This is a genomic window from Actinoplanes lobatus, from assembly GCF_014205215.1.
GTDB lineage: Bacteria > Actinomycetota > Actinomycetes > Mycobacteriales > Micromonosporaceae > Actinoplanes > Actinoplanes lobatus.
In genome coordinates this window covers 3,336,528-3,356,291 of sequence record NZ_JACHNC010000001.1, presented here as the reverse complement: position 1 = coordinate 3,356,291, position 19,764 = coordinate 3,336,528, and the positions used below count along the sequence as shown (strand labels likewise).

Sequence of the window (19,764 nt, the reverse complement as noted above, 5' to 3'; positions counted from 1 at the left end):
GCGGTTCAGGGCCCGGCGGATGCCACTCCGGCGTGGAGAGCCCGGACCATGGCGATGGTGTCGGCCTCGGCCGCGGTCTTGTCGTCGCGGTAGCGGAGCACCCGCGCGAACCGGAGGGCGACCCCACCCGGATAACGCGGTGACGTCTGGACGCCGTCGAAGGCGATCTCGACGACCTGTTCCGGCCGGACCCGGACGACCCAGCCGTCGTCGGAGACGGCCAGAGCCTTGAACCGCTCGGTCTGCCAGCGCAGCAGCTCGTCGGTCAGGCCTTTGAACGTCTTGCCGAGCATGACGAACCCGCCGGAGTCCGGGTCCCGGGCGCCGAGGTGCAGGTTGGAGAGCCATCCGCGGCGGCGGCCGTTGCCCCACTCGACCGCGAGGACGACCAGGTCGAGGGTGTGGCGGGGTTTCACCTTGATCCAGGCGGCGCCCCGGCGGCCCACGTCGTACGGCGCCTCGGGTGCCTTGATCACGACACCCTCCTGCCCGGCGGCCAGCGCGGCAGCGAACGCGGCGGCCGCCTGCTCCTCGCTGCCGACCTCGGTCCGGCCGACGACGAGGGACTCCGGCAGCGTCTCGGCGAGGGCCGCCCAGCGCACCCGGCCGGGTTCGTCGAGCAGGTCGGCGCCGTCGAGGTGGAGCAGGTCGAAGAAGTACGGCCGGAGACCGCTCGCCGGGGCGCCCCGGGTCGCCGCACGACTCGACGTCTCCTGGAAGGGGCGCGGCCGGCCGGCTTCGTCGAGTGCCATGGCCTCACCGTCGAGGATCGCTTCGCGCAGCGGCAGCTCACGGACGGCGGCGACCACCTCGGGCAGGCGGGCGGTGATGTCGTCGAGGCTACGGGTGTAGACGGCCACGTCGTCGCCGGAGCGGTGCACCTGGATGCGGATGCCGTCGAGTTTCACGTCGACGACCGCGGGGGCGCCGGTGGCCTGGAGGGCGGCCGCGACGTCGGGTGCGCTTCCGGCCAGCATCGGGCTGAGCGGGGTGCCGACCCGCAGGTGGATCTCGGCGAGCGCGGCGGCGCCGCCGGACAGCGCCGCGACGGCCACCGACTTGAGGTCGCCGGAGAGCAGCAGCGCCCGGCGGACCGCGGTCACCGGCACCTCGGCGGCCACCGCGACCGCCTCGGCCAGCAGCCCGGCCTGCGCGCCCTGCCGCAGCTCGCCGCCGAACAGGCCGAGAAGGAGGCGCTGCTCCTCCTCGGTGGCGGCAGCGAACAGCGCGCCGAGCAGCTGTCTGCGGCGGGCCTGGGAGCCGGCTCCCGCGACGGTGGAGATCTCCTGGATCGCGGCGTCGACCGCGGCCACGGTGAGCGTGGCCGCGACGGCGGCGGGTGGCCGCTCACGCAGGGACGCCCAGCCCACGCCGGTCTGCCGCTGCCGCAGCTCGCCGGCCAGGAACGCCGCCCCGGCGACGATCTCACCGGGGTCGAGACGCCGCAACGCCCCGGCCAGCAGCTCGATCTTGGCCTTGCGGCCCGAGGTCGCGGCGACGGCGGCCGAGGTGGCTGCTATGTCGAGAAACCGCACGATCTCCATCCTGACAGCCGGTTACGTCTTTCGTGTCCCCGCACGCGCACGGTCATGCGGCCTTGGGCTCCTCCGCGATGCGGAAGCCACGGGCCCGGACCGCGTCCGCGACGCGGGCCAGCTCGGCATCGAGCGTGCAGAGCACCCGGGAGAGGTCATCGAGGTGATCGGTGAGGGTGTCGTCGTCCCACCCGGAGACGTCGACGTCTCCGAGGGCGCGAGCCGCGGCACGAAGCCGGGCGATCGACTCGATCCGCTCACGCGTGCGGAGACGGTCGAGTGGGTCACGCGCGGAACCGGGGGTCACCCGGGCCGCGCGGCCGGCAAGGGCAGCCGACATGCTCTGCGCGGTCGGACCTAGCCTTGCGGCCGGGGTGTTCGATGTCGTCGAACGCATGTTCGAATCCTAACAGGATCGATCGTCGGCGCCACCCGTGGATCCAACCTGTGGACAACCATGTCTCACCTGGCCATGGCGTGCCGGAACAGGGTGTCGGCCTCGGCCGGTTCGGCCCGCGCGGCGACGAAACCGTCCGGCCGGACCAGGTAGAACAGGCCGGGACGCAGCACGGTGGCCGGCGCCGCCGGGAAGACGTGCACCGGCACGCCGAGGTCGGGCGCGTCGGCCGCGGTGACCCCGCCGTACGCGTGAATCTGCCAGCAGGCGGCCCGCAGTGCCGCATGGTTGCCGTCGGCCCAGGGCAGTCGCCGCCCGACCACCGGATCCCGCCGCCGCCCGGGTGTCCCGGCCGGGTCGAGGCGGTAGTGGATCCGGATCTGCGACACGTACTGAAAAAGCCGTGACCCGCCGGAGGAGCCGGGCAGCGCCCGCACCCCGACCGGCGCGAGCAGCGGCACCGCGACCCGCCGCAGCACGCGCAGCGGCCACCGGCCGGAGGTGAGGAACCCGAAGACCCGGTCGGTGGTGGCGACGAGTTTCCGGGCGACCGGGCGGCGCTCGGCCTCGTAGCGGTCCAGCCAGCCGTCCTTCCGGGTGCCGCGCAGCACGTCGGCGAGTTTGAAGGCGAGGTTGTGGGCGTCCTGGAGGCCGGTGTTCATGCCCTGGCCGCCGACCGGCGAGTGCACATGGGCGGCGTCCCCGGCCAGCAGGAACGGGCCGTCCCGGAACGCCGCGGCGATCCGGTGGTGGACCCGGTACGTGGCGAACCAGCGGGACCGGTCGTAGGTGACCCCGTACGTCCGCAGCATCCGGGCGCGGGCGTCCTCCTCGTCCAGGGCGCCGTCGCCGTCCACGTCCCGGACCAGGCCGATCAGCCGCCAGTTGCCGTCGCCGCGCATCGGGAAGGCGAGCAGGAAATCGTCCCGGTACGGGCGGACGTTTATCGCGTCCGGCTGGAGCCCGCCGGCGCCGGTCGCGTCCAGGACGAAGAAGCGGTGCGGATTGGTGACGCCCTCGAAGTCGATCCGCCGCGCCTTGCGGACCATCGAGTTGGCGCCGTCGCAGCCGACACAGAACCGGGCCCACACCGTGTGGTTGCCGACCTTCGCCTCGACCCCGTCCTCGGTCTGCACGACCGCGGTGACCGGCGACTCCCACAACACCTGGCCGCCGAGCTTCTGCAGATTCTCGTAGAGGATCTCCTCGTTACGGCTCTGCTCCAGAACCTCGATGTACGGGTACGGCGTGACCGCCCCGCCCAGTGGCCCGAGCGGGATCCGCCCGAAGCCGCGCGCACCGAAGCCGGGGGCGAGCGCCTCGGCCCGGTGCGCGGCCTCCAGCACCTGGTCGCCGATGCCGAGCTGGTCGTAGATCTCCAGACTGCGCGCCTGCACGATCAGCGCCCGGGACTCGATCGTCGGACCGTCCTTGCCGTCCGCGACGATCACCTGAACCCCGAGTCTGGTCAGCCAGTTGGCGAGCATCAGCCCGGTGGGGCCGGCGCCCACCACCAGGACCTCGCACGACAGCTCGGCCATCAGCCACCCCGATCTACCTCGTCATGGTCTCCGCGACGTTCTTGAGCAGCAGCGCCTCGGCCACACAGACGCGCTCGAACTCACCGAGGTGCAGGCTCTCGTCCGGTCCGTGTGCGCCCGCATACGGATCCTCGACGCCGGTCACCAGGATCGCGGCGGCCGGGAACAGCTCCTGGAAGGTGGCGATGAACGGGATCGACCCGCCGACGCCCATGTCCACCGGCTCGGTGCCGTCCCACGCGGAGCGGAAGGCGGCGCGGGCCGCGTCGTACACCGGGCCGGTCGCGTCGATCACGCACGGCTGGCCGTCGCTCTCCAGGGTGACCTCGAGCTGGGCGCCCCACGGCACGTTCTTCTCCAGGTGGGCGCGGACCGCGTCGTACGCCGACTTGGGGTCCTCGCCCGGCGCCAGCCGGACGCTGATCTTGGCTTTGGCGGTCGGCTGCAACGCGTTGGCCGCCTCCAGGGTGCGCGGGGCGTCGACGCCGAGCACGGAGATGGACGGCTTGGTCCAGATGCGGTCGGTGATGGTGCCCCGGCCGATCAGGTCGACGCCGTCCAGGATGCCGGCCTCGTGCCGGAACCGGTCGGCCGGATAGTCGACGCTCGCGCCCTCGCGGCCCACCAGGCCGGGCACCGCCACCTCGCCGTCGTCGTCGTGCAGCGTCGCCAGCAGCCGGGCCAGGGTGATGAGCGCGTCCGGCACGGGGCCGCCGAACATGCCACTGTGCACCGCGCTCTTCAGCACCCGGACCTCGGCGAACAGGTTGACCAGGCCGCGCAGCGAGGTGGTCAGGGCCGGCCGGCCGATGTCCCAGTTGCCGGAGTCGGCGATCACGATGACATCGGACCGCAGCTCCTCCAGGTGCTCGTGGATGATCGTGTCGAGGGAGTCCGAGCCGTACTCCTCCTCCCCCTCGACGAAGACGACCACGCCGACCGGCAGCTGATCGCCGAACGCGCGCAGCGCGGCGACATGCGCCATCACCCCGGCCTTGTCGTCGGCGGCGCCGCGGCCGTAGAGCCGCCCGTCCCGCTCGACCGGCTCGAACGGATCGCTGGTCCACAGCGCGGGGTCACCGGCGGGCTGCACGTCGTGGTGCGCGTAGAGCAGCACGGTGGGCGCGCCGGCCGGCGCCGCCTTACGCCCGATCACGGCGGGCTGCCCGCCGTGCCGGACGATCTCGGTGTCGAGCCCGCACCCGCGCAGCAGCTCGGCGACCGCCACCGCGGACCGCTCGACGTGCGAGTGGTCGAAACCCTCGAAAGCGACACCCGGGATCCGCACCAGCCGTTCCAGGTCGGCGCGGACACCGGGCATCTCGCGCCGGATCGCGGCGCGCAGATCGGATTCACTCAGGCTCATGCCGCCGATCGTAGGCCGGAAGTGTGACAACCTCCGGCCCGCCCGGATCGGCGGCATGCGGATCATGCGTCCGGCGTACCCTCACCGCCGTTGTCGCCGCGGCCTCGCCGGGCCGCGTCGTTGGCCCAGTTGTACGCCTTCCCGGCGGCCGACCCGGCCAGATCGGCGGCCCCGCCGCCGAACCGCCGCACCAGGGTCACCAACGGGTCCTGCGAGGTGGTGAAGTCCTCCCGGTACGCCTTGGCGGCGGCCTTCACGTCCTCGGACACCGAGGCATCCCCGTCGCCGTCCCGGTGCGGGTAGTCGCCGCCGAGAATCCGCCCGTACTCCCCCGAGTCGATCCACTTCCGCAGCTCAGCGGCCCGGGCGACGGGTACGGGGTGACTGTTCCACGCCGTCAGGCCGATCTTGTGGATGCTGTCGCGCAGGTCGCCGCCGCCCTCGTACTCCGCCGCCTGCTCGAGGAACGCGGCCGTGTCGATCTGCGACAGGTCCCCACCGCCGGCCAGCTTCATCAGCAGCCGCAGCGAGGCGGCCGGGTCCTGACCGGCGAGCAGGCCGGCCCGGTCGGCGGACAGCTCCGCCTTGCGCCACCACTCCAGCATCGCCGCGATGATCCCGCGCAACGCGATCGCGCCGACCGGCAGCCAGCTCAGGTTCGCCGCCCAGTTGGTCAGGATCGTCATGATGGTCTTGTAGACGGCGTGGCCGCTGCGCACGTGGCCCAGCTCGTGCCCGAGCAGCGCCCGCAACTCGTCGTCGTCGAGCTTCTCCACGGCGCCGGTGGTCAACGCGATGAACGGCCGGTCCAGACCGATCGCCTGACCGTTGATCCGCGGGTCCTGCGTCACGTACAGCTCCGGCAGGTCGGGCACGTCCAGCGCCGCCGCCGCCTCGGTGAACCGCTGGTAGACCCGCGGGTACTGCCGGTGGTCCACGCGAATGCCGCCGGCCAGGAACATGAGCCGGAAACCCCGCTCGTTCCACATGCCGAAGAACGTCTTCACCACGTCGTCGAAACCGCGCAACTCGCGCAGGGCGGAGAGCGCGCCCTTGTCGGCCGGATGCTCCCAGGCGCGTGAGCTGATCCCGGTCAGGGTCACCCGGCGGCGCACCGGCCGGCTGTCATCCTCGGTGGTCATCTGTGTCACCCCGTCCTCGCCGCTGCCGCGGCGCAGGGCCGCGCTTCCGGGCCCAACGTACGCCCGCGATGCAACGCGTGTCCCTGCCCGCGACCCGGAGAAGACCCGGAGATCGATCCCTAGGGAGCACCCGGGGGAAGGAACGGCAACCCCGGCGGGGCGCCCTGCTCGATCAGCCGCCAGAGGGCGGCGGTGTCCAGGTTCTCCTCGACCAGATCACCGAGTACGTCCAGCGCGCGCTCGCGGACGGCGGCGAACCGGGTGTCCGGGGCGACCGTGAACCCGCTCCGGCCGGCCTGCCGTGCCACCTCGGTGAGGAAGCGGCGACGGAACTCGTCCGACTCGAAGGCGCCGTGCCAGTGCGTGCCGTAGACGTTGCCGGCCACCGCGCCCTCGGGACGGCCGTCGTCGTACCGCAGCAGCGGGTCGGGAACGCCCGCGGAGACGTACCCGTGATGGATCTCGTAGCCGCGCACCGGCGCGCCCAGGCCGTTCCCCGCCGGGCGGGCCAGCGTCTTGTGGGCCGCGAAGGTGATGCCGACCGGCAGCAGGCCCAGGCCGGGCACCGTGCCGTCGCCGCTCTCCACCTCGTCGTGGATGGTCTCGGCGAGCATCTGGTAGCCGCCGCAGATGCCGAGCAGCGGGCGTCCCGCGGCGGCGTGCGCGCGGATCGCGCCGGCCAGGCCGGTCTCGCGCAGCCAGGCCAGATCGCTCACGGTGGCCTTGGAGCCGGGCAGCACGACCAGGTCGGCGTCGGCGATCTCGCCGGGCTCGATCGTCAACCTGACCTGTACGCCGGGCTCGGCGGCGAGCGCCTCGACGTCGGTGGCGTTCGAGATGCGCGGCAGGCGGACCACGGCGACGCGCAGCCACTCGGTTCCGCGTGGCGGTCCGGGACGGCCCAGGACCCGGCCGTAGGCGAGGGAGTCCTCCGCGTCGAGCCAGACGTCCAGGTGGAACGGCAGGACGCCGTACACCGGCCGGCCGGTCGCCTTGGTGATCATGTCGAGGCCGGGGCGCAGCAGGCCGAGGTCCCCGCGGAACTTGTTGATCACGAAGCCGGCGACGAGCTCCTGATCCTCCGGGGCGAGCAGGGCCAGCGTGCCGAAGAAGGCGGCGAACACGCCGCCGCGGTCGATGTCGCCGACCACCACGGTCGGCAGGCCGAAACGGCGGGCCAGACCCATGTTGACGAAGTCGCCGTCGCGAAGGTTGATCTCGGTGGGGCTTCCGGCCCCTTCACAGATCAGGACATCGTACGCGGAACGCAGCTCCTCGAACGCGGCGAACGCCGTCTCGGCCAGGCGCGGGCGCAGGGTGCGGTAGTTGCCGGCGGTGACCGTGTCGACCGCCTCGCCCAGGAGGACGACCTGGCTGGAACGGTCGCTCCCGGGCTTCAGCAGAACCGGGTTGAAGCGCAGGTCGGGGTCTATGCCGCAGGCGGCGGCCTGCATGGCCTGGGCTCGGCCGAGCTCGCCGCCACGGCCGTCCGCGGTGACCACGACGGCCGAGTTGTTGGACATGTTCTGGGATTTGAAGGGTGCGACGCGTACGCCGTTGCGGTGCAGCCAGCGGCAGATACCGGCGGTGAGGATGCTCTTGCCGGCGTCGGAGGTGGTGCCGGTGACCAGGAGCGCGCCGGTCATCGACGGGTCCCCCGGACGGGCGTCGTGGGTTGGTGCGGCCCTTCGGGCCCCGCCCCGCCCCCGCCACCACCGGCCGTGATCAAACCTCGTGCCGCCGCCAGGGCGGCCGCCATCCCCAGAGCCACCACCCCGACCGCCCCCGACACCCGGGCGGCCCGTCGCAGATGCCCCGCCGACGGCCGCGGCCCGTCCCCCAGGAACGGCCGCACCTCACTGCGTCCGAAATAGACGTTCCGCCCGCCGAGCCGCACCCCGAGCGCCCCCGCCATGGCGGATTCGCACTGCCCCGCGTTGGGCGACGGATGATCCCCGCGATCCCGCCGCCACACCCGCAGCGTCTCCCGGACGGACCCGCCCGCCACCGGCGAGACGGCCGCCGTGACGACCCCGGTGACCCGCGAGGGCGCCAGGTTCAGCAGATCGTCCAGCCGGGCGGCCGGCGTCCCGAATCGCGCGTACCGCTCGGACCGGTGCCCGACCATGGCGTCGAGCGTGTTCGCCGCCCGGTATCCGAGCAGTCCGGCCGGCCCGAGCAGCGCTCCCCAGAAGAGTGGGGCGACGACCGCGTCGGACGTGTTCTCGGCGACGGACTCCACGGTGGCCCGGGCGAGTTCCGGCTCGTCGAGTGCGGACGGATCCCGGCCGCACAGGTGCCCGAGCCGTCCCCGGGCCGCCGGCAGGTCCCCGGCTTCCAGGTGACCGGCCATGATTCGCGCTTCGCGCCGGAGGGTACGCCCACCGAGCACCGTCCACGTGGCGGCCGCGGTGACGGCGGCCCGGGCGACCGGCCGGTTGCGGGTGGCCCGTGCGGCGGCGAGCCCGGCGAGGACGGGCACACCGACGGCGATGGCGGTGTACGCCGCCCCCGCGCGCCGGTGGGGCCGGTAGAGCCGTCGTTCCAGCGCCGCGGCGGCGGTGCCGTAGCCGGCTACCGGGTGCAGCCGGCGCGGGTCACCGAGTGCCGCGTCGAGCAGGTAGCCGCCGATGAGGCCGGCCGCGTCCGCGGTCCACCGTGGCATCACTCTCAGCGGCCGAACGGGGTGAGGTCGAACGCCCACACGGCGAGCGCGGGTGGTTCGAGTTCGTCGGGGTAGGGCACGGGTTCGAGTTCGCCCCAGGCGATGGAGCCGGGGGCCCGGTCCTCGAGGAACTCGACGACGATGCCCCGGAGGTCTTCGGTGACCTGGTATTCGTCGTTGAACGGCAGGTCGCTGGGTTTGCGGGTGCCGGCGGAACAGCGGAGCTGCCCGGCGATGGTGTCGTGCCAGACGTAGAACGTGGCGGTGCCCCGGTGACCGGAGCCGGCCACCTGGTCGCGTAGTACCGCCGCGGTCTCCTCGAACGCGGTGACGACCTCGTCCGCGGACAGACCCATGCGTTCATGGGGTGGCGCACCGAACCAGTTGGTGTTGGTGTCCTCGGCCGTCTGGTCCTCCGGCGATAGCACCATCTGCTCGGTCACGATGGCGCGGATGTCCTTCAGCAGCACGGGTTCAGTCTGCCCGGTTGCCGTACCCGGGGCCTAGCCGGGCCGCTCCGACTGGTGGCCGGTTGCTTCGGCACGATCGGCCCATCCTGATAGAAGGAATCGGCGGGCGCCGGGCGGATCCGGCCTCGCGGTGGCCCGGCCGGGGATGCTTCCGGCCGGGCCACCGGGCGCCGCGCACCTGGCGATCGGCAGGGTGATCGATGCCCGGTGGCGGCGGTGGGGAAGGTCTCAGGCGGCGACGGGTTCGCGCCGTTTCACGCGGCGGACCGGGCGGGTCTCCGGTGTGCCGGGATCCTCGCCGGGTTCGGCGGTCTGGTCGGCGATGCCGGCGACGACCTCCTGGAAGGTGGGTCCTTCGTCGTCGGGGTCGCGCTCGGGCAGGCCGTCGCCGAAGGTCACCGGGATCTCGTCGTCGGGGAGGACGGCGGAGGGTTCCCCACCGATGAGGGCGTCGGTGTCCGGGCCCTCGACGGTGCTGTCGGCGGGGGCGGGCTTGTTGCGGAAGAACTGGGAACGGCCACGGGCCAGGTCGTGGCCGATGGCGAAGGCCTCGACCTCGTACGAGACGCGGTTGTTGTTGGCGTCGTCGACCCAGTCGCGGGTGTAGATGCGGCCGTAGACGATGACGGGGTCACCGACGGTGATGGAGGCGGCGGCCCCTTCGGCGAGCCGGCGCCAGGCGGTGACCCGGACGCGGAGGCTGTTGCCGTCGGCCCAGCGGCCGGTCTCGCGGTCGTAGCGGCGGGCGGTGGAGGCGAGCCGGAAGTTGGTGACGAGCCTGTTGCTGTCGCCGACGCGTCTCCACTCGGGTGCGGTGAGCACGTTGCCGACGATGACGATGTTGGTCTCGAACACGGTGCCGTCTCCCTGGTGGGGTGTGGGGTGTTTCGGTCGTCGCCGAGCTTGGCGGATGTGGCGGGGTCGGCGGGCCGACGGCTGTGGACGGCGGCGGATTGTGGACGACGGGCGGCACGGGCGCGATTTTGGTATAGCGCACCGGGCGGTACTCATGGGTAACCTGTGCTCGTGGAGACCGACGTCCTCGGATGGCCGTACGAACGGCACACCATCGAGCTGGGCAGTGACGACGAGGGCCCGGTGGTGGCGACGCTGGTGCGCCGCCGGGCGGAGACGCCGACACGGCGGGCGGTGCTGCACGTCCACGGGTTCGTGGATTATTTCTTCCAGACGCATCTGGCGGACTTCTTCGTCGAGCGGGGCTGGGACTTCTACGCGCTTGACCTGCGGAAGTACGGGCGCAGCCTGTTGCCGCACCAGACGCCGAACTTCGCCCGGAGCATGACCGACTACTTCCCGGAACTGGACGAGGCGGCCCGGATCATCCGGGAGCAGGACGGTCACGACCAGCTGCTGGTGAGCGCGCATTCGACGGGTGGCCTGATCACGTCGTTGTGGGCACATTGCCGGCGTGAGCGGGGCACGATCGACGGTCTCTTCCTGAACAGCCCGTTCTTCGATTTCAACCTGCCGTGGCTGATGCGGCGGCCGTTGATGTCGATGGTGCTGGCGGTGACCGGCCGTCAGCCGTACCGGACGATGCCGGCGGCGTCGCTGGGCCTGTACGGCAAGAGCCTGCACGCGGACCATCACGGCGAGTGGACCTACGACCTGGCGTGGAAGCCGATTCTGGGTTTCCCGGTGCGGATGGGCTGGCTGGAGGCGATCCGGCGGGGGCAGCGCAAGCTGCGCTCGGGCCTGGCGATCGACGCGCCGGTGCTGGTGGCGTGTTCCACGCGGACGTTCCGGGGCCGGGAGTGGCACGACGACGTGCGGGTGACCGATGCGGTGCTGGATGTGGAGCACATCGCGCGGTGGGCTCCGGGTCTGGGCCCGCGGGTGACGATCGCCCGGTTCGACGGCGGCATGCACGATTTGACCTTGTCCGGCAAGGATGTGCGGGCCGAGGTGTTCCGCGAGTTGGGACGCTGGGTGGACGCGTTTCTGCCGGCTCCGGGGACTCCTGAGGTGGATGTTCCGCCCGCGCCGGAGGATCAAGCGGGCATAGCCACCGTTCTGGAGGCGGCCGAGGCGGCGGTGGAGGAGATCGCCGCGGACGAGGCGGACGACAAGTCCGGCACGACCGCCTAGTATGTGCTGGCCAGCGCTCGTAGCTCAGCGGATAGAGCAACGGACTTCTAATCCGTCGGTCGCAGGTTCGAATCCTGCCGGGCGCGCTTTGACCTGCTGATCTGTCTTCGCCGTCAACCAGGTGAAGACAGATCGGTCTCGCTGGCCCGCTCGATCCAGCCGGACCGAGCGGGCCGCGAGAAGATCAAAATCGCAAAACCTAACGGACCCTGATTCGTACGGAGTCGAGCGCGGGCGTCTGGTTGGCGCGTTCCATCATCGGGATGCGGTGTGATCCGTCGCCCGCCCAGGCCGAGCACTGGAAGGTGCCGGCTTGCGCGAGCCCGGGCACCTGGATGGCGATGGTGTCGGGGGTGGCGCCGCCGCGGCTGTCCTCGGTGGCGACGAAGAACCCCGGGACCGGCTCGGGCGCGGGTGCCTGGCTGGTGCTGTCGAGGATGCGGCAGGCGGTGTGGAAGTGCCCACGGACGAGGCCGCCCTGCAGGACGCTGCTCTCCACGTAGTAGCCGCCCTGCCCGGCCGCGAGGAACCGGTCGCGGATCAGGTTGCGGGTGCTGATCTGGAGGGTGAAGGACTGGTTGCGGCGTACCTGCTGCGGGGCCCTGGTGATCAGGAGGGTGGGGTTGTTGGCGGCGGTGCCGACCTCACCGAATTCGGTGGAGACGCAGCGGTTGCCGAGCTGGAAGCCGGTGTGCGCCTCGAGGCGGCTGGTCTCGCACGTGTCGGTGAGGATGCCGAGGTTGTTGCCGGGCTGGGCGGCGGGCGGCGTGGTGACGGCGGGTGCGCCGCCGTTCTGGTTGAGGGTGCAGGTCGCGAGGCCTTCGGCGTTGAGGTTCGGCCGGGCCGCGTTGCGGGAGATCGCGGTCTCGATCCGGTTGATGGCGGCGAACCGCTTGTCCTTCAGCGGGCCGAGGATCGCGTTCTGGATGAAGTTGGCCCCGCCCTGGCCGGCGGTGGAGGCGATCCGGTTGTTCGCCTCGTTGATCTGCTGGTCGAGCAGCCGGAGGTTGTTGTCGACCTCCGCCTGGGCCTGGGCCGGGACGGTGACGTTGACGGTGACCTGCGGGCAGTTGACGGTGGGCACCGCGGCTTCGGCGGCCGTCGCGATGCCGATTCCGGCACCGGCCATCGCAACGGCGAGCCCGGCGGTGATGAAGGCTTTACGTGGCATTGATCTGCTGCTTTCCCCATCGCGATCGATCGCTTCGATCATCGATACGGGAACGCTCCCAGGTTGGATCAAACCGGCGGTGAGGTTCCGCCGGTCTGATCGGTCAGGCTGCGGCGAGCGCTTCGGTGGGCGCCAGGCGGGCCGCCCGGATCGCCGGGTAGAGGCCGGCGACGGCGCCGATGGCGAGCGTGGCGCCGAGCCCGCCGGCGATCGCCCACGGTGGCACTACGGTCGGCCAGTCCTGGGTGCCTGCGTAGACGGCGGTGACCGCGAATCCGCCGAGGACACCGCCGGCGCCGCCGAGCAGGGACAGCAGCAGGGCCTCGGAGACGAACTGGGTGCGGATCTGGCCGCGGGTGGCGCCGAGGGAGCGGCGCAGCCCGATCTCGGAGCGGCGTTCCAGCACTGAGATGACCATGGTGTTGGCGACGCCGATGCCGCCGACGAGCAGGGCGACACCGCCGAGACCGAGCAGCAGTGCGGTGAAGCTGGCGTTGGCGGTCCGTTTGGCGACGAGCGCGTCGGAGGGGCGGGAGACGTCGACCTCGTCGGGGCTCTCCGGGTTGGCGGTCCGCCCGAGGACGGCCTTGACGGCTTCGATCTGGGATTCCACGGCCCGCGTGTAGACGGTGGTGAAATGCCCGTCGAAGCCGAGGTACGACCTGGCGGCGTCCCAGCCGATGAGGACGGCGGTGTCGAGTTCGGGTGCGAGCGGGACGCTGTCGAGGACACCGATCACGCTGTACCAGCGGCCGTCGATGTAGACGGTCGGAACGTCGCCGAGGCGGCGTGCCGCGCCGGAACCGAGCACGACGGCCGGGTACTTGGCGGTGGCCGCGTTGAGCCAGGTCCCGTCGGCCACCGTGGCGCCGACCGTCTCGAGCAGGTCGAGCTGCGCCGCGAGGACGGACAGGCCGCCGGACTCCTGTTCGGGGATCTGGTCGCTGCGGTAGACGGAGGTGTCGGTGACGCTGCCGGTGGCGGTGGCCGCGATGACCGGCCCCACCCTTTTGATCATGGAAAGGGCGTCGTCGGGCAGGGTGGCGTCGTCGCCCATCATCGTGTGGCCGGGCGAGACACGCAGCATGTTGGTGCCGAGGGCGGCGAGTTTGCGGTCCAGGTCGGCCTGGCTGGAGGAGGAGATGCCGACGACGGCGACCATCGCGGCGATGCCGATGGCGATGCCGAGCGCGGACAGCACCGCCCGCAGCGGCCGGGAACGGAGGCCGTAGCCGCCGAGACGCAGCAGGTCGGAGGGGCGTAGCCGGGCCGGGCGGAGCAGAGCCATCTCAGACCACCCGCCCGTCACGCATCGGCACCTGCCGGGGCAGGGTTCCGGCGATGTCGTGGTCGTGGGTGATGACCAGGACGGTGGTGCCGGCCGCGTTGAGTTCCCGCAGCAGGTCCATGACGCCGTGACCGGAGACGGTGTCGAGGTTTCCGGTGGGCTCGTCGGCCAGGAGCACCGCGGGGTCGCCGGCGACGGCGCGGGCGACGGCGACCCGCTGCCGTTCGCCGCCGGACAGCTGATGGGGGCGGTGTCCGAGCCGGTCGCCGAGACCGACCCGGACGAGGGCGGCTTCCGCACGCCGTTCCCGTTCCCTCTTCGGCAGCCCGGCGTAGAGGAGCCCGTCGGCGACGTTGGCGACCGCGTCACGGCCGGGGGCCAGGTGGAAGGACTGGAAGACGAATCCGATCCGGCTCGCCCGCAGGGCGGAGAGCTGCCGGTCGGAGAGCCGCGCCACGTCGTGTCCGTCGATGCGCACGGTGCCGGTGGTGGGCCGGTCGAGGGTGCCGATGACGTTGAGCATGGTGGATTTGCCGGAGCCGGACGGGCCGACGATGGCGATCAGTTCACCCTGGTCGACACTGAGGTCGACGGAGCGCAGCGCGTGGACCCCGCCCGGGTAGCTCTTGGTGACCTCGGCCAGTTCGATGACCGGGCTCATGTCGTCACCTCCGCTGCGCTCCGGCGCCGCCATGAGTTCAAAACTGAGCCCAATGATTCGCTCGCAAGCTCGCTCATGCCGGGACACCCACCTTCATGCCCTCGGTGAGGCCGTCGCCGGTGATCTCGACGCGGCCGTCGGCGAACAGGCCGGTCTCGACCGCCACGACGCGGCTTCCGGTGCCGTCGACGATCTGCAGCCCATATCCGCCTTCGGCGAGCGCGAGCAGGGCGTTGACCGGCACGGTGAGGACGTTCTCCCGCTGGGAGGCGACAAATTGTACGCCCACCGAAGCTTCTTCCAGGCCTTGTGGAGCCTGGTCGAACCCGATCGTCACATTGATCGTGGTCCGGTCCTCCTCGGCGGGGTTCTCGGCCGTTTCGATGGTGGTCCCCACGTCGATGATGTGGCCGGTGACCGTCTTGCCGTCCGGCAGGGACACGTCGACCTTGGTGCCCTTCTTGGCCAGCCGCTGGTCGCTCATCTCGAGTTCGACCGTGGCGACCCGCCCGGTTCCGGTGGTGGTGAGCAGTTCGGTGCCGGGCTGGGCGGTCGCGCCGATCTCGACGGACCGGTCGGCGACCCGGATCGCGCCGGTGGCGTAGACGATGCGGCCCAGGTCGACGGTGCCGGTCTCCTCCAGGCCGAGGTCCTCCTGCCAGTCCTCGACCGCGGACGCCGTCGACGAGGTGTAGTCGTCGTCGACGGTGAAACCGCGGTAGCCGAGCGCCCACAGGTTTCTCTCGAACTGCTTCACGTCGGGGCCGTCGAGTCCCGGGGAGAGCGCGCGGTACGCCGGCAGGGTTCCGTACAGCAGGACCACCTTGTCGTTGTCGAGCCGGTAGAGCGGCTTGCCCCGCTTGATGGTGGCGCCTTCGGTGGGCAGCCAGGTCACGGTGCCGGACAGCCGGGTGGCGAGGCCCACGGTGTCGCCGTACCCGAGGGAGCCGTCGTGGCGCTCCTTGTCGATCAGTGTCTGCCGGGTGATGTCCGCGGTCGCCGTGGTGGCGGCGCTGCTCGCCCGCGCACCGTTGCCCTCGGTCTCCGGCAGGCCGCCGGCCAGCAGGAAGGCGGCCGCGCCGCCCGACACCAGGACCACCGCCACCGCGGTCGTCGTCCACTTCCGGCTCATGCCGTACCCCCTCCGGAGACGCCTCCGTTGCCGTCGACGCGCTGTTTCGGGCCGCCCTTCGGCCCGAGTTCCTCGCATTTCTTCTCCGCCGCGTCGAAGATCGCCTCGCCAGGTTTCGAGCTCAATTTCTTCAATGTGTCCTCGTCGAGCATCATGCTGCCGTCGGCTTTCGGGTCCGGGAACTCCGGCACCCCGTTCTCGCGCATGCACTGGGAGACGGCCCGCAGCTTCTCGATGTCCTCGGCGGTCGGCCCCGCACCCTTCTCGGAGGAGTTCGGCGCCCACTGGCGGCACGCCTCCTCAGCGGCTTCGAAGGCGCCATCGGGAAGACCTTGCGGAATGTTCAGGCTCTGCGCCTGGCCCGGCGCCGGCGGATCCGGGAACCAGGCCATCCCCTGCTCCCGCATGCACTTGGCGTACTTCAGCGGGGCGTCCGGATCGAAACTCGCCGACGGCGCCGCGGACGGCGCCGCGGACCCGTTCACCGCGCTCGCCACGGTGGGATCGTCCGGGTCGCGGGCGGTGCAGCCGGCGGAGAGCACGAGCAGGCCACCGATCACGACGGTCATCAGCGATCTCACGTCGTTCCTCCCCCCTCGTGGTGCTCGCTGCGGATTCCCTCGCCGTCGTGGTACTTGGCGCACGCCTTCTCGGCGGCGTCGAAGGTGGGGTCACCGGGGCCGGTCCCGAGCTTCGAGCTGTCGATGGCGATCTCGCCGTTCTCGTTCGGGTCCGGGTAGTTGCTCACCCCGTTGTCGCGCATGCACTGGGCGAACTTGCGCTCCTGCTCGATGTCCTCGGCGGAACGCGGCGGGGGCTCGCCGCCGTTGGGCAGAAACTTCTTGCAGACCTTCTCCGCTGCCTGCATGTCGTCGAGGTTGACGGTCTGCGGGACCGCGACCTCCATCCGGCCGTCCGCCTTCGGGTCCGGGAACCACTCGAGCCCCTGTTCGCGCATGCACTTGGCGTACTTGAGCGATGCGTCCGGGTCGGGGCCGTTGTCGGCCGCCGCGCTGCTCACCGGGCCCGGATCGCCGCTGGCGGCGGTGGCCACCGCCGGATTCTCGTCCTGGCCCGTCGCGCATCCCGCCGTCATCGCCGCGAGCAGGACGCCGAGCGCGAGCACCGTCCTGGTTCTCATCTCGTCTCCTCAGCCGGCGGCCGGTCGGCCGCCACGCACCGAAGTCAAGCGGTGGGCGCGTATCCCGGCCGTCACGGAAAACGATGACGCCGAGTTGACAGCGACCCGGTTCAAGATGGAGGCATGCGGATCCTGGTGGTGGAAGACGAGCCCCTGCTCGCCGACGCGGTGGCGCAGGGCCTGCGGCGGGAGGCGCACGCGGTCGACGTCGTCTACGACGGCGGGTCCGCCCTGGAACGCATCGACGTCAACGACTACGACGTGGTGATCCTCGACCGGGACGTGCCGGTGGTGCACGGCGACAAGGTGTGCGAGGTGCTCGCCGAGCGCAAGGCCGACATCCGGGTGCTGATGCTGACCGCCGCGGCCGGGATCGACGACCGGGTGTCCGGGCTGGCCCTCGGCGCCGACGACTACCTGCCGAAGCCGTTCGCCTTCCGGGAGCTGTCGGCGCGGGTCGCGGCGCTGGGACGGCGGGCCCGGCCGGCCGCTCCGCCGGTGCTGCGCCGGGCCGGGATCAGCCTCGACCCGTACCGGCGGGAGGTGCACCGCGACGGCCGGTACGTGCCGCTGTCCCGCAAGGAGTTCGCCGTGCTGGCCGAGCTGCTGCGCGCCGACGGCACCGCGGTGTCGGCCGAGATGCTGCTGGAGAAGGCGTGGGACGAGAACGCCGACCCGTTCACCCACGCCGTACGAATGACGATCCTCAAGTTGCGCCGCAAACTGGGCGACCCCCCGGTGGTGCTGACCGAGCCGGGAGTGGGGTACAGGATCCGATGAGACTCACCGTGCGTGGCCGTCTCACCCTCGTCTACGGCGGCCTGTTCGTGGCCGCCGGGATGGTGCTGCTGGCGGCCATCTACATCCTGATCGACCGGCGGGCGCCCATGGTGTTCGAGGGCAACTTCGCCGGGGAGTCGGTCAAGGTCGAGCCGGGGGCGGTGGGCGCCGGGCCCGGCGACGCGGTCACCCGGCAGACCGTCGAGGGGTTCCAGGCCGGCACCCTCTACACGCTGCTGACCCAGGGGGCGATCGCCCTGGTGGTGGTGAGCGCCGCGACGATCGCGCTGGGCTGGCTGATCGCCGGCCGGATGCTGCACCCGCTGCACACCATCACCGAGACGGCCCGGCGCATCGCCGAGTCCCCCGCCGCCGACCGTGGCCTGCACGAGCGGATCGCCCTGGACGGGCCGAACGACGAGCTGAAGCAGCTGGCCGACACCTTCGACCTGATGCTGTCCCGGCTGGACCGGTCGCTCGACGGGCAGCGGCGGTTCATCGCGAACGCCTCGCACGAGCTGCGCACCCCGCTCACCCTGAACCGGACGCTGCTCGAGGTGGCGCTGGAACCGGAGACCGCCTCACCCGAGGTGCGGCAGCTCGGCACCACGCTGCTCGCCATCAACGACCGGCACGGCCGGCTGATCGACGGCCTGCTGTTGCTGGCCCGCTCCGAGCGCGAGGTGACCGAGCGCTCCTACGTGGACCTCGCCGACATCGTCGACCACGTGGCCGTCGCGGACACCGTCAAGGTGGTCGCCGAACCGGGCGAGGCGGCCGTGCTCGGCGACCCGGTGCTGCTGGAGCGCCTGGTGCAGAACCTGGTGGAGAACGGCGTCCGGCACAACGTGCCGGAGAACGGCTGGGTGCAGGTGTCCACCCGCACCCGCCCGGACGGCTGGGTGGAGCTGCGGGTCGCCAACTCCGGCCCGGTGGTCCCCCGCTACGAGGTGCCCGGCCTCTTCCAGCCGTTCCACCGCTACAACCGGGAACGCCTGGCCGGGCCCGGCGCCGGGCTGGGCCTGTCGATCGTCCAGTCGGTCGTCGAGGCCCACCACGGCCGGGTCCACGCCGACGCCCGCGACGAGGGCGGGCTGATCGTCACCGTCCTTCTCCCCCGGGCCCCCTGACCGGTTCCGGGACCCCGGTCCCGGACGAGGCGGCGGACCGTCGCGCCAGGCCCACCACGCCCCACCCCATGATCAGCGCCGCGGCGCCCACGGCGACCAGCCCGGACACTCCGAACCGTGCCCTCTCCTCGAACAGGACCGCGCCGGCGAACGCCGCGACCAGCGGGTTCGTCACGCTCACCGTGGCCAATGGCGCGGCCAGCCCGGCCCCGCGGTAGGACAGCTGGCCGATCACGTAGCCGGTGACCGAGAACGCGCCGACCAGGGTCGCGGCGGTCACGGACACCGCCGCGGGCCCGCCCGTGGTGAAGGCCGCCAGCACCGCCTTGGACAGCACCGAGGCGATCCCGAAGGCCGCCCCGGCGGCCGCCGCCAGCAGCACCGCCCGCATCCGCGGACCGGACCGCCACCCGGCCAGCGAGCAGGCGAACACCACCCCGGCGGTGATCGCCCCGACCACCTCCACCGCCGGCTCGGTCAGCAGCGCCGGGGCCTCCGACTCCACCGACAGCGACAGGATCAGCGCCAGCCCGGCCACCGTCATGGCCGCCTCCAGCCAGGCCGCCCGGCTGAGCCGGGTGTGATAGCGGATCACCTGGATGGGCAGCGCGAACAGCAGGGTGAGCGTGCCGAGGGCCTGCACCACGGCGACCGTGCCGAAATTCAGCGCCAGCACGTGCAGCGCCACCCCGGCCCCGGTGAGCAGCAGCGCGACCGCCCACCGGGACCGGCCGCGATGCCCGCGCCCGGCCAGCCTCTCCTGCGCCACCGCGGCGCCGGCGTAGGCGGCCGCGGACAGCACGGAGAGCACGACGGCCCACCCCAGCGATCCCATCGCCCCCACCTCGCTGTCGCGCGGCCGAACCAAAACCGGTCCTTACCATCGACGATACCGAGCACGGACCGCATCGGATCGCCCTGAACCGGCAGGATCTACCCGGAATCGTCGGCGATAACCCGGCTCCGCTGCGCCGCGGCGCGGGCGCGTGCCCGGGCCGGCCGGGCCGCGTTGCGTTCCACCATGCCGTGTGCCCGGCGGCGGGCCGCCTCCCGCCGCGCGTCCTGCGCCACCCGCGGGGCCGCCCGCCGTTCCGTTCCGTCTCGCCTCACGTACGCCTCGCTCATGCCCGCATCCTCACCCACGGGTACGACAGTTCCGCACTCGTCCACAGGCCGCCGGACTTGTCCACAGCTGGCGAAAATCTGTTTCGCGGGCCGTCCGCGGCCTGCCACGAT

At 72.0% G+C, this 19,764-nt stretch carries 20 protein-coding genes and 1 tRNA gene; 4 read left to right on the top strand and 17 right to left on the bottom strand.

Annotated elements, in window-relative coordinates; genetic code table 11:
• Positions 1-5: 5 nt before the first annotated feature.
• The 9 genes from BJ964_RS15630 to BJ964_RS15590 all read right to left on the bottom strand — a co-directional run bounded on the left by BJ964_RS15630 (position 6) and on the right by BJ964_RS15590 (position 9,971).
• Positions 6-1,544 (bottom strand): ATP-dependent DNA ligase, encoded by a 1,539-nt coding sequence (locus BJ964_RS15630; protein WP_223149562.1) that lies wholly within the window; start codon positions 1,542-1,544, stop codon positions 6-8.
• Between the two features lie 43 nt (positions 1,545-1,587).
• Positions 1,588-1,875, bottom strand: a complete 288-nt coding sequence (locus BJ964_RS15625) for a hypothetical protein (protein WP_223150252.1) — start codon at positions 1,873-1,875, stop codon at positions 1,588-1,590.
• A 122-nt stretch (positions 1,876-1,997) separates the two neighbouring features.
• Positions 1,998-3,473, bottom strand: a complete 1,476-nt coding sequence (locus BJ964_RS15620; RefSeq protein ID WP_188121342.1) for an FAD-dependent monooxygenase — start codon at positions 3,471-3,473, stop codon at positions 1,998-2,000.
• Positions 3,474-3,486: 13 nt separating this feature from the next.
• Positions 3,487-4,833, bottom strand: coding sequence for a dipeptidase (locus tag BJ964_RS15615; protein WP_188126968.1), 1,347 nt, complete (start codon positions 4,831-4,833; stop codon positions 3,487-3,489).
• A gap of 68 nt (positions 4,834-4,901) precedes the next feature.
• Positions 4,902-5,981 (bottom strand): M48 family metallopeptidase, encoded by a 1,080-nt coding sequence (locus tag BJ964_RS15610; RefSeq protein WP_188121341.1) that lies wholly within the window; start codon positions 5,979-5,981, stop codon positions 4,902-4,904.
• A gap of 119 nt (positions 5,982-6,100) precedes the next feature.
• Positions 6,101-7,627, bottom strand: a complete 1,527-nt coding sequence (locus tag BJ964_RS15605) for a cobyric acid synthase (RefSeq protein WP_188121340.1) — start codon at positions 7,625-7,627, stop codon at positions 6,101-6,103.
• The gene (locus BJ964_RS15600; RefSeq protein ID WP_188121339.1) at positions 7,624-8,646 is read right to left on the bottom strand and encodes a cobalamin biosynthesis protein; all 1,023 of its coding nucleotides are present in this window, start codon (positions 8,644-8,646) and stop codon (positions 7,624-7,626) included. The genes BJ964_RS15605 and BJ964_RS15600 overlap by 4 nt, the downstream gene beginning before the upstream one ends.
• A gap of 5 nt (positions 8,647-8,651) precedes the next feature.
• Positions 8,652-9,116: a hypothetical protein gene (locus BJ964_RS15595; protein WP_229806847.1), complete on the bottom strand. Its 465-nt coding sequence runs from the start codon at positions 9,114-9,116 to the stop codon at positions 8,652-8,654.
• A gap of 228 nt (positions 9,117-9,344) precedes the next feature.
• Positions 9,345-9,971 carry a single-stranded DNA-binding protein gene (locus tag BJ964_RS15590; protein ID WP_188121338.1) on the bottom strand — a complete coding sequence of 209 codons (627 nt, stop codon included), beginning with the start codon at positions 9,969-9,971 and terminating at the stop codon, positions 9,345-9,347.
• 171 nt (positions 9,972-10,142) lie between these two features.
• Between BJ964_RS15590 and BJ964_RS15585 the strand changes: the two genes are divergently transcribed.
• Together BJ964_RS15585 and BJ964_RS15580 are read left to right on the top strand one after the other, a co-directional pair.
• Positions 10,143-11,225, top strand: a complete 1,083-nt coding sequence (locus BJ964_RS15585) for an alpha/beta hydrolase (RefSeq protein WP_188121337.1) — start codon at positions 10,143-10,145, stop codon at positions 11,223-11,225.
• 13 nt (positions 11,226-11,238) lie between these two features.
• Positions 11,239-11,311, top strand: a tRNA-Arg gene (locus tag BJ964_RS15580).
• A gap of 113 nt (positions 11,312-11,424) precedes the next feature.
• Here BJ964_RS15580 and BJ964_RS15575 read toward each other — a convergent pair.
• The 6 genes from BJ964_RS15575 to BJ964_RS15550 all read right to left on the bottom strand — a co-directional run bounded on the left by BJ964_RS15575 (position 11,425) and on the right by BJ964_RS15550 (position 16,618).
• Entirely contained in the window at positions 11,425-12,396 is a 972-nt protein-coding gene (locus tag BJ964_RS15575; RefSeq protein WP_229806846.1) for a hypothetical protein, read from the bottom strand.
• A gap of 103 nt (positions 12,397-12,499) precedes the next feature.
• The gene (locus tag BJ964_RS15570; RefSeq protein ID WP_188121335.1) at positions 12,500-13,684 is read right to left on the bottom strand and encodes an ABC transporter permease; all 1,185 of its coding nucleotides are present in this window, start codon (positions 13,682-13,684) and stop codon (positions 12,500-12,502) included.
• A 1-nt stretch (position 13,685) separates the two neighbouring features.
• A complete protein-coding gene (locus tag BJ964_RS15565; protein ID WP_188121334.1) occupies positions 13,686-14,345 on the bottom strand; it encodes an ABC transporter ATP-binding protein in 660 nt (219 codons plus the stop codon).
• Between the two features lie 73 nt (positions 14,346-14,418).
• Entirely contained in the window at positions 14,419-15,477 is a 1,059-nt protein-coding gene (locus tag BJ964_RS15560; protein ID WP_188121333.1) for a peptidoglycan-binding protein, read from the bottom strand.
• The gene (locus BJ964_RS15555; RefSeq protein WP_188121332.1) at positions 15,474-16,058 is read right to left on the bottom strand and encodes a hypothetical protein; all 585 of its coding nucleotides are present in this window, start codon (positions 16,056-16,058) and stop codon (positions 15,474-15,476) included. The genes BJ964_RS15560 and BJ964_RS15555 overlap by 4 nt, the downstream gene beginning before the upstream one ends.
• Positions 16,055-16,618: a hypothetical protein gene (locus BJ964_RS15550; protein ID WP_188121331.1), complete on the bottom strand. Its 564-nt coding sequence runs from the start codon at positions 16,616-16,618 to the stop codon at positions 16,055-16,057. The genes BJ964_RS15555 and BJ964_RS15550 overlap by 4 nt, the downstream gene beginning before the upstream one ends.
• 123 nt (positions 16,619-16,741) lie before the next feature.
• Here BJ964_RS15550 and BJ964_RS15545 point away from each other — a divergent pair, with 123 nt between their 5' ends.
• Positions 16,742-17,398 (top strand): response regulator transcription factor, encoded by a 657-nt coding sequence (locus tag BJ964_RS15545; protein ID WP_183224775.1) that lies wholly within the window; start codon positions 16,742-16,744, stop codon positions 17,396-17,398.
• Positions 17,395-18,528 carry a sensor histidine kinase gene (locus tag BJ964_RS15540; RefSeq protein WP_188121330.1) on the top strand — a complete coding sequence of 378 codons (1,134 nt, stop codon included), beginning with the start codon at positions 17,395-17,397 and terminating at the stop codon, positions 18,526-18,528. Before BJ964_RS15545 ends, BJ964_RS15540 begins: the two co-directional genes overlap by 4 nt.
• Here BJ964_RS15540 and BJ964_RS15535 read toward each other — a convergent pair.
• Positions 18,500-19,363: a DMT family transporter gene (locus tag BJ964_RS15535; RefSeq protein WP_188121329.1), complete on the bottom strand. Its 864-nt coding sequence runs from the start codon at positions 19,361-19,363 to the stop codon at positions 18,500-18,502. The two genes, BJ964_RS15540 and BJ964_RS15535, sit on opposite strands and share 29 nt — an antisense overlap.
• A gap of 98 nt (positions 19,364-19,461) precedes the next feature.
• Positions 19,462-19,653, bottom strand: coding sequence for a hypothetical protein (locus BJ964_RS15530; RefSeq protein ID WP_188121328.1), 192 nt, complete (start codon positions 19,651-19,653; stop codon positions 19,462-19,464).
• Between the last annotated feature and the right edge of the window lie 111 nt (positions 19,654-19,764).